Annotated in this window: 10 protein-coding genes; 5 read left to right on the forward strand and 5 right to left on the reverse strand. The window is 67.8% G+C overall.

The annotated features are described in order from the left end of the window. Window positions 1-7 precede the first annotated feature (7 nt). Window positions 8-577 carry a hypothetical protein gene (locus AC1DPF_RS12310; protein ID WP_477867977.1) on the reverse strand — a complete coding sequence of 190 codons (570 nt, stop codon included), beginning with the start codon at window positions 575-577 and terminating at the stop codon, window positions 8-10. 109 nt (window positions 578-686) lie between these two features. Further along, on the reverse strand, window positions 687-3,284 hold the full coding sequence (gene mutS, locus AC1DPF_RS12315) for a DNA mismatch repair protein MutS (RefSeq protein ID WP_477961629.1): 2,598 nt from the start codon (window positions 3,282-3,284) through the stop codon (window positions 687-689). Between the two features lie 154 nt (window positions 3,285-3,438). Here mutS and AC1DPF_RS12320 point away from each other — a divergent pair, with 154 nt between their 5' ends. Beyond that, the gene (locus AC1DPF_RS12320; protein WP_477867975.1) at window positions 3,439-5,703 is read left to right on the forward strand and encodes an NADP-dependent malic enzyme; all 2,265 of its coding nucleotides are present in this window, start codon (window positions 3,439-3,441) and stop codon (window positions 5,701-5,703) included. A gap of 43 nt (window positions 5,704-5,746) precedes the next feature. On the opposite strand, the gene AC1DPF_RS12325 is transcribed toward AC1DPF_RS12320, so the two are convergent. Beyond that, window positions 5,747-6,451, reverse strand: a complete 705-nt coding sequence (locus tag AC1DPF_RS12325; RefSeq protein WP_477961611.1) for a hypothetical protein — start codon at window positions 6,449-6,451, stop codon at window positions 5,747-5,749. A 145-nt stretch (window positions 6,452-6,596) separates the two neighbouring features. Here AC1DPF_RS12325 and recF point away from each other — a divergent pair, with 145 nt between their 5' ends. Both recF and gyrB read left to right on the forward strand, forming a co-directional pair. Continuing rightward, window positions 6,597-7,667: a DNA replication/repair protein RecF gene (recF, locus tag AC1DPF_RS12330; RefSeq protein WP_477961613.1), complete on the forward strand. Its 1,071-nt coding sequence runs from the start codon at window positions 6,597-6,599 to the stop codon at window positions 7,665-7,667. 256 nt (window positions 7,668-7,923) lie between these two features. Further along, window positions 7,924-10,410, forward strand: coding sequence for a DNA topoisomerase (ATP-hydrolyzing) subunit B (gene gyrB / locus AC1DPF_RS12335; protein ID WP_477961615.1), 2,487 nt, complete (start codon window positions 7,924-7,926; stop codon window positions 10,408-10,410). Between the two features lie 119 nt (window positions 10,411-10,529). On the opposite strand, the gene AC1DPF_RS12340 is transcribed toward gyrB, so the two are convergent. Continuing rightward, window positions 10,530-11,468: an RDD family protein gene (locus tag AC1DPF_RS12340; protein WP_477961617.1), complete on the reverse strand. Its 939-nt coding sequence runs from the start codon at window positions 11,466-11,468 to the stop codon at window positions 10,530-10,532. Window positions 11,469-11,588: 120 nt separating this feature from the next. Between AC1DPF_RS12340 and AC1DPF_RS12345 the strand changes: the two genes are divergently transcribed. Then, a complete protein-coding gene (locus AC1DPF_RS12345) occupies window positions 11,589-12,056 on the forward strand; it encodes a YaiI/YqxD family protein (protein ID WP_477867965.1) in 468 nt (155 codons plus the stop codon). Window positions 12,057-12,068: 12 nt separating this feature from the next. Here the strand turns inward: AC1DPF_RS12345 and pepN are convergent, their stop codons facing one another. Then, a complete protein-coding gene (gene pepN / locus AC1DPF_RS12350; RefSeq protein ID WP_477961619.1) occupies window positions 12,069-14,666 on the reverse strand; it encodes an aminopeptidase N in 2,598 nt (865 codons plus the stop codon). A gap of 72 nt (window positions 14,667-14,738) precedes the next feature. Between pepN and AC1DPF_RS12355 the strand changes: the two genes are divergently transcribed. Further along, a partial coding sequence (locus AC1DPF_RS12355) for a Rossmann-fold NAD(P)-binding domain-containing protein (RefSeq protein WP_477961621.1) occupies window positions 14,739-15,083 on the forward strand: 345 nt, incomplete at its 3' end.

The raw sequence follows: 15,083 nt of genomic DNA on the forward strand, positions 1-15,083 counted from the left end.
GCTGCCGTCACTGCATGACCGGCTCGCGCGGCCGGTCGAGACGCGACAGCGCGCGGTCGATTCCACTGAGCGCCCGGTCGCGCTCTGCATCGGTCAGCCCGCGTGCCGCGGCGATGGTGGCGCGGACATCGATCAGCGCCATGCGGACATAGGATGGTACGGCGCGCATCTCATGCGACATCCCGGCCAATGCTTCGCGGCGCGCTTCGGCAGCCTCGAGCAGCGCCTCACGCCGTTCCTCAACGGCTTCGCGGGCGGCCTCGCGGGCCTCGGCGCGCGCCTCGGCGACCGCCTCCTCGATCTCGGCGCGATCGGCGGCGCTGAGCCCGCCATGGCGAACCGCGTCAGGGGCGGCGGGCGGTGCGGGCCGGGTCGGCGGCGACGGGGGAGCGGGTGGTGTCAAGGCAATCACGGGTGCGGGCGGGACCGGGGGTGTCGCGGGAGCCCGCGGCACCGGTGCGGCATAAGGCGCGGTCGGCGCCGCGGCGGAGAGGGCGACGGCGGCACCGCCGATCGCGAGTGCGGCTAGCGCAGCGCCTGTCGCCAGGCGGCGTGCTGCGGGCAGGGGCGTGCTCATATCGATCCTCCGATCTGCGGGTCGGCGGCAGGATCGGCGGCGCAGGCCGGAGCGGCAACGCGGTTTCGATGAACCTACGAGCGGGTTGGACCAACGGGCGGCGGCACGGTCATGTCCCGGCCTCGCGCGCGATCGCCTTCAGGCGATAGACCAGTTCGAGCGCCTCGCGCGGCGACAGCGCATCGGCGTCGACGGATTCGATCTCCTGCCGCAGCGGATCGGGTGCCGGCTCCTCGGCCTGGGCCGCCGCGGCGAACAGCGGCAGATCGTCCAGCCCCGCCGCCAGCCCGCCGGTCGCGGCCTTGCCCGCCTCGAGTTTCCTGAGCACCTCGCGCGCGCGCGCCAGCACCGGTGGCGACAGGCCGGCGAGCTTGGCGACGGCAATGCCGTAGCTGCGATCGGCCGGCCCCTTGGCGAGCTCGTGCAGCAGCACCAGCTCGCCCTTCCATTCGCGCGCGCGGACATGGTGCAGCGACAGCCCGTCGAGCCGCTCGGCGAGGCGGGTCAGCTCGTGATAATGGGTGGCGAACAGGCACCGGCATTTGTTGATGTCGTGCACCGCCTCGACCACCGCCCAGGCGATGGCTAGGCCGTCATAGGTCGATGTGCCGCGCCCGACCTCGTCGAGGATGACGAAGCTGCGCTCGGTCGCTTGTGCAAGAATTGCTGCGGTCTCGACCATCTCGACCATGAAGGTCGACCGTCCGCGCGCGAGGTTGTCCGAGGCGCCGACCCGGCTGAACAGCCGGTCGACGATGCCGAGCCGCGCGCTCGCCGCGGGCACCGGACTGCCGGCCTGGGCGAGGATCGCGATAGCGGCATTCTGGCGCAGGAAGGTCGACTTGCCGCCCATGTTCGGGCCCGTCACCAGCCACAGCCGCTCCTGTTCGGACAAGCAGCAATCATTGGCGACGAAGCGCGATCCCTGCGCGGCGACCGCCGCCTCGACCACGGGATGCCGCCCGCCGCGGACGTCGAAGCAACTGTGCGATTCGAAATGCGGCCGGGTCCAACCGCCCTCCACGGCGCGCTCGGCGAGCCCCGCCGCGACGTCGAGCCGCGCGAGCGCGTCCGCGGTCGCAGCAATGGGTGCGGTGCGCGCCAATGCTGCACCGACAAGCTCCTCCAGATGCGCGGCTTCCGCGGCGAGCGCATGCGCTCCCGACTGGCCGACCCGCATCGCCTGTTCGTGCAGGTCGGGCGCGTTGAAGCGCACCACCCCGGCGAGCGTCTGGCGGTGGGTGAAGCCCGAATCCGCCGCCATCAGCGGATCGGCATGCCTGGCCTGGACCTCGATATGATAGCCGAGGACGCCATTGTGGCGGATGCGCAGCGAGGCGACGCCGGTTTCGGCGCGGTAGCGCGCCTCGAGCGCGGCGATCGCCTTGCGCCCTTCGCCGCCCTGGCCGCGCAGCACGTCCAATGCCGCATCATAGCCTTCGGCGATATAGCCGCCCTGCGCCGCATCGATCGGCGGGGTGGCGACCAGCGCGCGCCGGAGCAGGCCGACCAGTTGATCATGGCCGACCAGTGCGGGGAGCAGGCTCGCCAGCAGGCCCGGCATCGGCTCCGCCTGCTGCAGCATGGCGTGCAGCATTATTGCCTGTTCTAGCCCTTCGCGCAGCTGGCCGAGATCGCGCGGGCTGCCACGGCCGGCGACCAGCCGCCCGAGCGCGCGGCCGATGTCGGGCAGGGCGCGCAGCGCCGCGCGCAACCGCTCGCGCACCGCGCCGTCCCCTTCGAACAAGGCGACGAGGTCGAGCCGCTGGATGATCGCGGCAACGTCGGTGAGGGGCGCCGACAGGTCCGCGCCGAGCAGCCGTGCGCCCGCGCCGGTCACGGTGCGGTCGACTGCATCGAGCAGGCTGCCCTTGCGCCCGCCGCCTTGCGAGACGGTGATCTCCAGGCTTTCGCGGGTCGCGGCGTCGATCATCATATGATCGGCCACGACGCGGCGGCGTGGCGGCTGGAGGAAGGGCAGGCTGCCCTGCCCCGCCCGGTCGAGATAGGCGATCAGGGCGCCCGCCGCGGCCAGTTCGGCGCGGCCGAAGGCACCGAAGCCGTCGAGCGTCGCCACGCCGAGCAGCCGCTTCAGCCGTTCCTCGCCGCGCGCCGAATCGAAATGCTCGCGCGGCCAGGGCACCGCTCCGGCGGGGCTATCCTCGAACGCCTCTGGGACGACGATCTCGGCGGCGGCGAGCCGCGCCAGTTCGGCATCGAGGGCGGACGGCAGCAGCGCCGCGATCTCGAAGCGGCCGGTCGAGATGTCCGCCGCGGCGATCCCCAGCCGGCGGTCCGCACCCTGCCCCGCGCTCGCCACCGCAACCAGCCAGTTGGCAGCGCGGGCATCGAGCAAGGCTTCCTCGGTCAGGGTGCCGGCGGTCACGACCCGGACGATCGCCCGTCCGACCAGCGCCTTGGAACCGCCGCGCTTCTTGGCCTCGGCGGGACTCTCCGTCTGCTCGGCGATGGCGACGCGGTGTCCCGCCTTGATCAGCCGCGCCAGATAGCCCTCGGCGGCATGGACCGGAACGCCGCACATCGGGATCGGCGCGCCGTCATGCTCGCCGCGCGCGGTGAGCGCGATGTCGAGGCTGGCCGAGGCGATCCTGGCATCGTCGAAGAACAGCTCGAAGAAATCGCCCATCCGGTAGAAGAGCAGGCAATCCTCGGCCGCGGCCTTGAGCGCGAGATATTGCGCCATCATCGGGGTGGTCGCCGGGCTCGCCGGCGGATGCGCCGGGGCCGTATCGATTTTTGCGTTTTGCGCCATGATCCGGCTGATAGCGGCTTGTCGACTCCCCGGCCATGCCCCACAAGCGTCGCGGGCAGACAAGAAGCCACCGAGGGGGCAGAATCAGATGAGCAACGACAGCAGGGTGCAGTTTTCGGACCGCGAGGCGCTCTTCTTCCACTCGACCGGCCGGCCCGGCAAGATCGAGATCGTCGCCACCAAGCCGATGGCGACGCAGCGCGACCTCAGCCTCGCTTATTCCCCCGGCGTCGCGGTGCCGGTGAAGGCGATCGCCGCCGATCCCGCGACCGCTTATGACTATACCGCCAAGGGCAATCTGGTCGCGGTCATCTCGAACGGCACCGCGATCCTCGGCCTGGGCAATCTCGGCGCGCTCGCCTCGAAGCCGGTGATGGAAGGCAAGGCCGTCCTCTTCAAGCGCTTCGCCGACGTCGATTCGATCGACATCGAGCTGAACACCGAGGATCCCGAAGCCTTCATCAACGCGGTGGCGCTGATGGAGCCGAGCTTCGGGGGCATCAACCTGGAAGACATCAAGGCGCCCGAATGCTTCATCATCGAGCAGGCGCTCAAGGAGCGGATGAACATCCCGGTGATGCATGACGACCAGCACGGCACGGCGATGATCGCCGCCGCGGGTCTCATCAACGCCGCCTTCCTGACCAAGCGCGACCTCAAGGACATGAACGTCGTCGTCAACGGCGCCGGCGCCGCCGCGATCGCCTGCACCGAGCTGGTCAAGGCGGTCGGCGTCTCGCCCGACAAGGTGCTGCTGTGCGACTCCAAGGGCGTCGTCTACCAGGGCCGCACCGAAGGCATGAACCAGTGGAAATCGGCCCACGCCACCAAGACCGACAAGCGCACCCTGGCCGAGGCGGTCGACGGCGCCGACGTGTTCCTGGGCCTGTCGGTCAAGGGCGCGCTGACGCCCGAGATGGTCAGGACGATGGCGCCGCATCCGATCATCTTCGCGATGGCCAATCCCGATCCCGAGATCCTGCCGCCCGATGCCAAGGCGGTGCGCGACGACGTGATCGTCGCGACCGGCCGATCGGATTTCCCGAATCAGGTCAACAACGTCCTCGGCTTCCCCTTCATCTTCCGCGGCGCGCTCGACGTGCGCGCGACCGGCATCAACCAGGAGATGAAGATCGCCGCCGCCCGCGCGCTCGCGGAGCTCGCCCGCGAGCAGGTGCCAGAGGAGGTCGCCGCGGCCTATGGCGGCGCGGCGCCGCGTTTCGGCCGCGACTATATCATTCCGGCGCCGTTCGATCCGCGGCTTATGGAGATCATCCCCGCGGCGGTTGCCCAGGCCGCGATGGACACCGGTGTCGCCCGCAAGCCGATCCTCGACATGGCCGCCTATAAGGACAGCCTGAAGGCGCGGCTCAACCCGACCACCTCGGTGCTGACGCTCGCATCGGAAACGGCGCGCGCCCATCCCAAGCGCGTCGTCTTCGCCGAGGCGGAGGAGGAGGTGGTGCTGCGCGCCGCGATCCAGTTCAAGAATCTCGGCTATGGCACCCCGGTGCTGGTCGGGCGCGACGACGTCCCCGACAAGCTGCGCGCGCTCGGCGTCGACGATCCCGAGAGCTACGAGCTGCACAACAGCCGCAACTCGCCGCTGATCGAGCGCATGGTGGACTATCTCTACGACCGGCTGAAGCGCCGCGGCACGCTGCGCCGCGAGGTCGAGGCGATGGTCAACCAGGATCGCAACATCTTCGGTTCGCTGCTGCTCGCGCTCGGCGAGGCCGATGCGATGGTGACCGGCACCACCCGCACCTATAGCGGCACCTTCCGCCAGATCCGCCGCGTGCTCGATCCGGTCGAGGGCAAGAAGCCGTGCGGCATCCACCTGTTCGTCGGACAGAGCCACACCACCTTCATCGCCGACACCACCGTCACCGAACGCCCGTCGGCGGTCGAACTGGCCGACATCGCCGAGGCGACCGCCGCGGTCGCACGGCGCATGGGCCATGAGCCGCGCGTCGCCTTCCTGAGCTATTCGACCTTCGGCAACCCGCCGGGCAACTGGCTCGAGACGGTGCGCGGCGCGGTAAGCCTGCTCGACGAGCGCGGCGCGAGCTTCGAATATGAGGGCGAAATGGCGCCAGACGCGGCGCTCAACCCGTCGATCATGAAGCTCTATCCGTTCAACCGCCTGTCGGCGCCCGCCAATGTGCTGGTGATGCCGGGCCTGCAGTCGGCCAACATCTCGGCCAAGCTGCTGCGCGAACTCGGCCGCGGCTCGATGATCGGGCCGATGCTGGTCGGCATGGAAAAACCGGTCCAGATCGCGACGATGTCCTCGACCGCCGCCGAGCTGCTGACGCTGGCGATCCTGGCAGCGGCCGGCATCGCGCACTGATTCCGTTCGCCCCTCTTCCGCGCGGAGAGGGGCTGCCGGGCTGCTATTTCTTCTCCATCGACAGCTTCATCGCCGCGACCAGCTGCTGCACCGTCTGCGGCTGCGCCGGCAGGCGGAAATAGGCCGCCGGGAAGGCCGCCTTGCCGGCCAGGTTGAGCCGGAAACGGCCGCCGACGTCGATCGGCGTGCCCAGCGCGAAGATCGCGCGGGTCTCGGCGATCATCTCGGGCGCCATCGCCCCGATCAGCGGCGCGGCCGGAACCAGCGCCGCGTTCATGAACTGCTCCAGCGCCGCGCCGACCGGCTTCAGCTCGGGATCCTCGCTGATCAGATAGTCGGTGGCCTTGTCGGGGTTGCTGCTGTCGAGCCCTTTGACATGATAGACGCGCCCGTCGCGGCCGCCGGCGCTGCCCGCCTCGCCCGCCTCGATCGCCAGCCGGGTCGTCGGCATCGCCGCGGCCGGCTGGTCGAACAGCCCCTTGAAGATCGGCGGCAGGACCTTGTCGATGGCGGTGGCGACATCGGCCAACCGGGCCACGGTCGGCTTTCCGCCCTCGATGTCGACGATGTAGAACTGGCCGTCGATCAGCAGCCCATAATCCTCGCTCCCGACCTCCGCGATCCGCGCATCGCCATTGTCGAACACATCGATCTGGAGCTGCTTGGCCTTGCCGATGTCGACATAGACCGCGCGCAACCCGGCATCGGCGGGGTTGGCGATCCCCATTATCGTGGCTGCGGCCAACATTGCGATGCGACGCATCCACCCACCCCCATCGTCATCCCGGCGAAGGCCGGGATCTCACTGCCTCACCGACATTAGAGGCAGCGAAACGGAAGAGAAGGGAGATTCCGGCTTTCGCTGGAATGACGAGCTGGGCAACAAGGTGGCGATGACCGTTGCCCGCCTGATGCTAACCGACTTCCGCTCCTATCCCTCGGCGACGATCGCGGCGGGCGCGGGGTTCGTCGTGCTGACCGGCGAGAATGGCGCGGGCAAGACCAACATACTCGAAGCCATATCGATGCTCGGCCCGGGCCGGGGCCTGCGCGGCGCGGCGCTGGGCGAGATGGCGCGCGAGGGCGGCCCCGGCGGCTTCTCGGTCGCGGCCGAACTCGGCGCCGGGGTGCGCATCGGCACCGGCACCAGCGCCGGCGCGCCCGATCGCCGGCAGGTGCGGGTCAACGGCGCGACCGCATCGGCGGCCTCGCTCGGCGAATGGATGTCGCTGCTGTGGCTGACCCCGGCGATGGACCGGCTGTTCACCGAGGGCGCCGAGGGGCGGCGGCGCTTCCTCGACCGGCTGGTGTTCGCGATCGAGCCCGGCCATGCCCATCATGCCAGCCGCTACGACGCGGCGATGCGGGCGCGCAACAAGCTGCTGGGGCAGGACGGCCGTCCCGACATGGCCTGGCTCGAGGCACTCGAAGCCCAGATGGCCGACCATGGCGCAATGATCGCCGAAGCCCGCGCCCGCACCGTCGCCGCGCTGGCAGAGCGCATCGCCCATGAGCCGGACGCCCCCTTTGCCCGGGCGGCACTGGCGATCGAGGGCTGGACGCCCGGCGCCGCGCCGCTTGCCGACGAATTGCGCCAGGGCCGCGCACGCGATGCCGCGGCGGGGCGGACGCTGGCCGGCCCGCACCGCCAGGACCTCGCCGTCGTGCACGCCGCCAAGGCGCAGCCCGCCGCGCGCGCCTCGACCGGCGAGCAGAAGGCGCTGCTGCTCGGCATTGTCCTCGCCCATGCCGATCTGGTCGCCGGGCGGCGTGGCAGCCGGCCAGTGCTGCTGATGGACGAGATTGCCGCGCATCTCGATCCGCTGCGCCGCGCCGCGTTGTTCGAGCGGCTGGCGGCGAGCGGGGGCCAGATCTGGCTGACCGGCACCGAGCGCGCGCTGTTCGACGGGATCGGCGACGCCACCTGGCTGACGGTGCGCGCGGGCGTGGTGGAGATCGTTTGAAACCACATGCGTTTCCGATCGTCATGCTGAACTTGTTTCAGCATCCACTCGGCAGCCTGGAGGGCGTTCCCGTGGCGCGGTGGATCCTGAAACAAGTTCAGGATGACGCTGGCAGCAGAATTCACAGCTTCACCCCCTGGCGGGCTGCCGGCCAGACTCTCACGCCCAGCCGATCATATCCGCCGCGCAACCGATGCCGAACGCCATCAGACCGCTTTTTGTTGGGTTTTGTGACGGCCGTCGCTATATACTCGGCATGACGAGCGAAAACGAAAACACCCCGAACACCAACAGCTATGGCGCCGATTCGATCAAGGTCCTCAAGGGCCTCGATGCGGTTCGCAAACGGCCCGGCATGTATATCGGCGATACCGACGACGGATCGGGTCTCCACCACATGGTGTTCGAGGTTTCGGACAACGCCATCGACGAGGCGCTGGCCGGCCATTGCGACCGGATCATCATCACGCTGAACCCCGACGGCTCGGTGTCGGTCGAGGATAATGGCCGCGGCATTCCGACCGGCATCCACTCGGAAGAGGGCGTTTCCGCCGCCGAAGTGATCATGACCCAGCTCCACGCCGGCGGGAAATTCGACAACACCAACGACGCCAACGCCTATAAGGTCTCGGGCGGCCTGCACGGTGTCGGCGTGTCGGTGGTCAACGCGCTGTCCGACGTGCTCGACCTGACGATCTGGCGCGACGATCTCGAACATTACATGCAGTTCGCGCGCGGCGACGCGGTCGCCCCGCTCAAGGTCGTCGGCCCCGCCAACGGCAAGAAGGGCACCAAGGTCACCTTCCTGCCCTCCGCCGAGACCTTCAAGATCACCGAGTTCGATTTCGACAAGCTCGAGCATCGCTATCGCGAGCTCGCCTTCCTCAATTCGGGCGTGCGGTTGTTCCTGGTCGACGAGCGCCATGCCGAGCGCAAGGAGGTCGAGCTGTTCTACGAGGGCGGGATCGCCGCCTTCGTCAGATATCTCGATCGCACCAAGGTGCCGCTGATGCCCGATCCGGTCGCGATCAACGGCCAGCGCGACGATGTCGGCATCGATGTCGCGCTCGAATGGAACGACAGCTATTATGAACAGGTCCTCTGCTTCACCAACAACATCCCGCAGCGCGATGGCGGCACCCACCTCGCCGCGTTCCGCGCGGCGCTGACCCGCACGCTCAACAATTATGCCGAGAAGTCGGGCGCGCTGAAGAAGGAGAAGGTCAGCCTCACCGGCGACGACATGCGCGAGGGCCTGACCGCGATCGTCTCGGTCAAGCTGCCGGACCCCAAATTCTCGTCGCAGACCAAGGACAAGCTGGTCTCCTCCGAAGTCCGCCAGCCGCTCGAAAGCCTGATGGCCGACAAGCTCGCCGAGTGGCTCGAGGAAAACCCGCATCATGCCCGCTCGATCGTCCAGAAGGTGATCGACGCCGCCGCCGCGCGCGAGGCCGCCAAGAAGGCGCGCGAGCTGACCCGGCGCAAGGGAGTGATGGACATCGCCTCGCTGCCCGGCAAGCTGGCCGACTGCCAGGAGCGCGATCCCAGCAAATGCGAACTGTTCCTGGTCGAGGGTGACTCGGCCGGCGGCTCGGCCAAGCAGGGTCGCGACCGTGTCTATCAGGCGATCCTGCCGCTCAAGGGCAAGATCCTCAATGTCGAGCGCGCCCGCTTCGATCGCATGCTGTCCTCCAAGGAGGTCGGCACGCTGATCCAGGCGATGGGCACAGGCATCGGCCGCGACGACTTCAACCTCGAAAAACTGCGCTATCACAAGATCGTGATCATGACCGACGCAGACGTCGACGGCGCGCATATCCGCACGCTGCTGCTCACCTTCTTCTATCGGCACATGAAGCCGATCATCGAGGCGGGCCATCTCTATATCGCCCAGCCGCCGCTCTATAAGGTAACCAAGGGCCGCTCCGAAGTCTACCTCAAGGACGATGCCGCGCTCGACGAATATCTCGTCACCGCGGGGCTCGGGCTGATGGTGCTCGAGACTGCGGGCGGGGCGCGTTCGGGCGACGACCTGCGCCAGCTGGTCGAACATGCCCGGCGGATGCGCTCGCTGATGCGCTTCGTGCCGCGCCGCTACGATCCGGTGATCATCGAGGCACTGTCGCTGACGGGCGCGCTGGACCCGGCCGCCGACGAAGCCGGGCACCGCGCCGCCGCCGGCAAGATCGCCGCGTGGATGGGCCGGATCGATCCCGAGGCAGCCTGGTCCGGCGACGTGTCCGAAGAGGGCGGCTATCATCTGCGCCGGCTGTGGCGCGGGGTGACCGATCACCACATCATCGACGCCGCCTTCATCCGTTCCGCCGAGGCGCGCAAGCTCCACGCCCTCTCCGCCGAACAGGCCGAAGCCTATGGCGCGACCGCCCGGCTGGTGGCGATCAAGAGCGCGGCAGCAGCCGCCGCGGCGGACGAGGACGAGGACGCCCCGATCGTCGATACCAAGGGCACTGCGATCAACCAGCCGTCCGACCTGCTCGACGCGATCCTCGCGGCCGGCCGCAAGGGCATGTCGGTCTCGCGCTACAAGGGTCTTGGCGAGATGAACGCCGAGCAGCTCTGGCAGACCACGCTCGATCCCGCGAACCGCGCGATGCTGCAGGTCGAGGTCGAGCAGGCCGACGTCGCCGACGAGATCTTCACCCGGCTGATGGGCGACGTGGTCGAACCGCGCCGCGAGTTCATCCAGGAAAATGCGCTGAACGTCGCCAATCTGGACGTTTGAAGCTCTTTATTGGATCACACATACACAGGCGGCATTAGCGGTGACCCGGCAGATGTCGGGCCGCTTGTGCGATGCGCGCCGATAAGCGACGAGTCCGGCCGGTTCGCCAATATCGCGGATCAGGGGCAGTCCGCGGGGGCGACGCGATAATCCTGTTCCACCCGCCCGTCGATACGCTGATAAAGATGCCGGACGGGCAGGTTCGTATCGCGAAAAGCCTTCATTCCTGGGCTGCAATAGGTCGCCTTCAGCCTGGGCGCGATAGCGTCTAGGCCGGTGATTTCGCTATCCTTCACCGGCGAAGCATCGCGATGGACCAGCGTGTAGGAGAACAACATCTCATCCTGTTCCGCCGCATAGGTGACGCGGTCGAGCCGGGTGACGTCATCGATGAAGGTCGGCAGGCCCTTGTTGAGCATGGGAAGGGCCGCCTGGATTTCCGCCGCCCGCATGTCGGGTGCCTTGGCCTTCATCGTTTCGCCCGCCAAAAGGCTGCCGACGACAATGCCGACCACCAGTACGCCGGTGATGAAAGTTCGGATGATGTTGCTGCCGCGCTCGTAGACGCGCGTGCCGAGCTCCTCGTCCCAACTGGTGGGCTGGAAATTGCTGACCCGCTGATAGCCGTTGCTATAGCCCACCAGCACCAGGATCGGCAAACCCAGCATGAAACCGCGCAGATAGACGAGCAGGTTCCGGCGGACCGCCTGCCCCAGGCTAAGCATGCCATGGTCGAGCGTTTCCACCCTGATGCCGGCGATCGCCTTGCCCGGCGTGGTGCCGATCACGCTTTGATTCAGCGCGTCGATCAGCAAGGCAAAGGGCAGGGTCACCAGGCCGAGCAGATAATCGCCGAGCCGGCCGGAAAATATCGGCTGGTCCGTCACGGCGGGAGCGACGAGGCCGAGCGCCCCGCCCAGCACCAGTGACAGGAGATAATAATCGAATATCCGTGCACAAAACCGCGCCCAGGGCCAGGCTTCGGCGACATAATCATCCTGCTCCTCGATGGCGGCAGTCGGCACATCGTCGGCCGCCACGGCGCTGTCCCCGGCCATTTTGCTTCCCCTCATTCCCCGCTTGAGACTAAGCGGAAGCATGTCGACGCATCAACCTTGGCGAAGCCGGCGAACTACCAATCGCATCCAATCTGGTGTTCGGTCAGGCGCCGACGAGCGATGAACGGCGCGCTCCGCATCCTGGTCGACGCCGACGCCTGCCCGGTGAAGGATGAAATCTACAAGGTCGCCTGGCGTCTCGAGGTGCCGGTGACGCTGGTCAGCAATTCGCACCTGCGCATCCCCGCGCATCCGTTGATTGACAAGGTGGTGGTCGGCAGCGGCTTCGATGCCGCCGATGACTGGATCGCCGAGGCCAGCGATGCCCGTTCGGTGGTGGTCACTGCCGATATCCTGCTCGCCGATCGCTGCCTGAAGGCCGGCGCGACGGTGATCTCGCCGACCGGCAAGCCGTTTACCGCCAATTCGATCGGCGCGGCGGTGGCGACCCGCGCGATCATGGCCGATCTGCGCGCCGGAGCAGTGGGCGACGGCATCGGCGGCCCCGCGCCCTTCGCCAAGACCGATCGGTCGCGTTTCCTGTCGGCGCTCGATGCCGCGCTGGTGCGATTGCGCCGCCAGGCCTGAAGCCGGCGGGAATTACGCCAGGCTCTTCGATACCTGCTCGAACACGTCCTTCGACAGGCCCGGCGTGTTCATCATCCGCTGCAACTCGGCCTTCATCAGCCTTGCGCGCGCTTCGTCGAAGCGGCGCCAGCGGCCGAGCGGGGGGACGAGCTTGGCCGCGGTCTGCGGATTGAGGCCATCGACCTTCAACAGCATGTCGGCCAGGAAGCGATAGCCGCGGCCACTCGCCTCGTGGAAGATCAGCTGATTGCCGGACATCGCGCCGACCACCGAGCGCAGCCGGTTCGGATTGGCAATGGTGAAGTCGGGATGGCGCACCAGTTCCTCGACGCGGTCGAGCGTATCGGGCCGGATCGAGAAGGCCTGGGTCGAGAACCATTTGTCCATCACCAGCCCATTGGCGCGGAAACGCTCGTAGAAGGCGGCGATGGCGATGTCCCGCTCCGGGGTCATGCTGTTGGCCAGAATGCCGAACGCGCCCTGGCGGTCGGTCATGTTATCGGCTGCGTCGAATTGCCTGAGCGCCAGCGCCGGCGCATCCTCCGCCCCGCTCGCCATGATGAAACCCAGCGCGATCGACCGCAGCCGGCGCGCGCCCTTGGCCTGCGGCGACAGCTCGAAGCGGTTCGCCTGGGTGCGGTCATAGGCGTGGCGCCACTCATCCTCCAGCGCGGCGCCCAGATCGCGGCGCAACGCTTCGCGGGCGCGGTGGATCGCGACCGGATCGACCATCGGCATCTGGTCGCCGATGAAGGATTCGGACGGCAGCAGCATCGTCTCGCCGATGAAGGCGAAGTCGAGCCGCGGGTCGGTCAGCGTGTTGCGCACCGCGTCGATCACCGGGCCGTGATCGGCCTCGCCGGTCGAAACGGCGGCGAGCATCGTGTCGACCATCAGCTGCTGCATCGCCTCGTAACGACCGAAGGGATCGTCGTCATGCGCGGACAGGAAGGCGAGATCGGCGGCGGAGCGGTCGGCGTCGATCACCACCGGCGCCGAAAAACCGCGGTTGATCGACAGCACCGGTCGCTCGGCGATGCCTTCGAACAAAATCTCGTGGCGGTCGCTGTCGAGCAGCACCAGCCGCTCTTCCTCGAACGGCTTGGCGCTGAGTTCGCCGAACAGCGATATCTTGAGCGGGATCAGCATCGGCTGCTTGTCGGGCTGACCCGGCGTCGGCGGCACGGTTTGCTCCAGCGTCAGCAGCGCCCGCCCGCCGGCGGGCTCATGGGTCAGCGTGGCGCGGACGCGGGGGGTGCCGGCCTGCGAATACCATAGGCGGAACTGGGCCAGGTCGATGCCGCTCGCTTCCTCCATGGCAAGCACGAAATCCTCGCAGGTGGCGGCGGTGCCGTCATGGCGGGCGAAATAGAGGTCTGATCCTGCCCGGAATTTCTGCGGCCCCAGCAAGGTGTGGAGCATGCGGATCACCTCGGCGCCCTTGTTGTAGACGGTCGCGGTATAGAAGTTCGAAACCTCCATGTAGCTTTCCGGACGGATCGGATGCGCGAGCGGGCCGGCATCCTCGGGGAATTGCGCGGCGCGCAGCAGCCGGACATCCTCGATCCGCTTGACCGCGGCAGAGCCCTGGTCGGCGCTGAAGCACTGGTCGCGGAAGACGGTGAAGCCTTCCTTCAGCGACAGCTGGAACCAGTCGCGGCAGGTGACGCGGTTGCCCGACCAGTTGTGGAAATATTCATGGGCGACGACGCCCGAGACGCCGTCGTAATCGATGTCGGTGGCGGTGTCCGGATCGGCGAGGATATAGCGCGAATTGAAGATGTTGAGGCTCTTGTTCTCCATCGCCCCGAAGTTGAAATCGCTCACCGCGACGATGTTGTACTCGCCCAGGTCATATTCCAGGCCATAGACCCTCTCGTCCCACGCCATCGACGCCTTGAGTGCCGCCATCGCATGGCCGGTCTTGGGCAGGTCGCTCTCGACCACCCAGATGGCCAGCTTGACCTCGCGGCCGCTCTTGGTGGTGAAGCTGTCGACATTGGCGGCGAGGTCGGCCGCGACCAGCGCGAACAGATAGCTCGGCTTGGGAAAGGGATCGGTCCACTCGGCGAAGTGGCGGCCGCCGGGCATGCCGCCGCTCGCGGTCAGGTCGCCGTTCGACAGCAGCACCGGGAAGCGCGCCTTGTCGGCGTCCATGCGGACCCGATAGCGGCTCAGCACATCCGGCCTGTCGAGGAAGAAGGTCATCCGGCGGAAGCCCTCGGGCTCGCACTGGCTGCACAGATTGCCGCCCGAAGCGTAGAGCCCCATCAGCTGCAGGTTCGACTCCGGGCTGATCTCGACCTGCGTCTCGATGCTATGGGCATTGCCGGGCAGGTCGATCACGAGGTCGGACCCGTCCATCCGCCAGGCATCGGCCTGCGATTCTCCATCGATCAGCACAACCAGCGGGGTGAGCCCGTCGCCGTACAGCCGCAACGGGTGGTTGTGCGATCCGTTGCGGGTCACCTCGAGCCGGCCCGTCACCCGGGTCCTGGCCGGGTCCAGCGAGAAATCGAGGAACACGTCCGGCATCAGCCAGTCGGGCTTGCGATAATCCGCGCGACGGATGACCGGGGGATTGGCGGCTGCGTTCTGGATGTCGAGCATGGCCACAGTCTAAGCCCCTCCGGTTGGACAAACAATGCTGCGGCGATCCGCAAACCTGTCTACAGCGACGCCATGGCGACATTTCTGATCTTCGGCCCCGGCTATACAGCATCGCACATATCAGCAGCCGTGCAAGGTCGTGGTTTCGTTGTCGAAACGGTTGGCCGTGCAGAGATCGAGCGGGGAGACCGGGTGCTCGCGGCGATCGGCCGAGCCAGCCATATCCTGTCTTCGGTGCCACCCGATGGCGACGGCGATCCGGTGCTCGCACGCTATGCGGCGGCGCTCTCACGCTGCCGCGCGACGTGGATCGGCTATCTGTCGTCGAGCGGCGTCTATGGCGATACCGGCGGCGCCTGGGTCGACGAAAGCGCGCCGATCGGCACCGGCCGGCGCGGCGCCCGCGCCGCCGCCGAC

It is taken from the genome of Rhizorhabdus sp. P4_G6, from assembly GCF_056401045.1.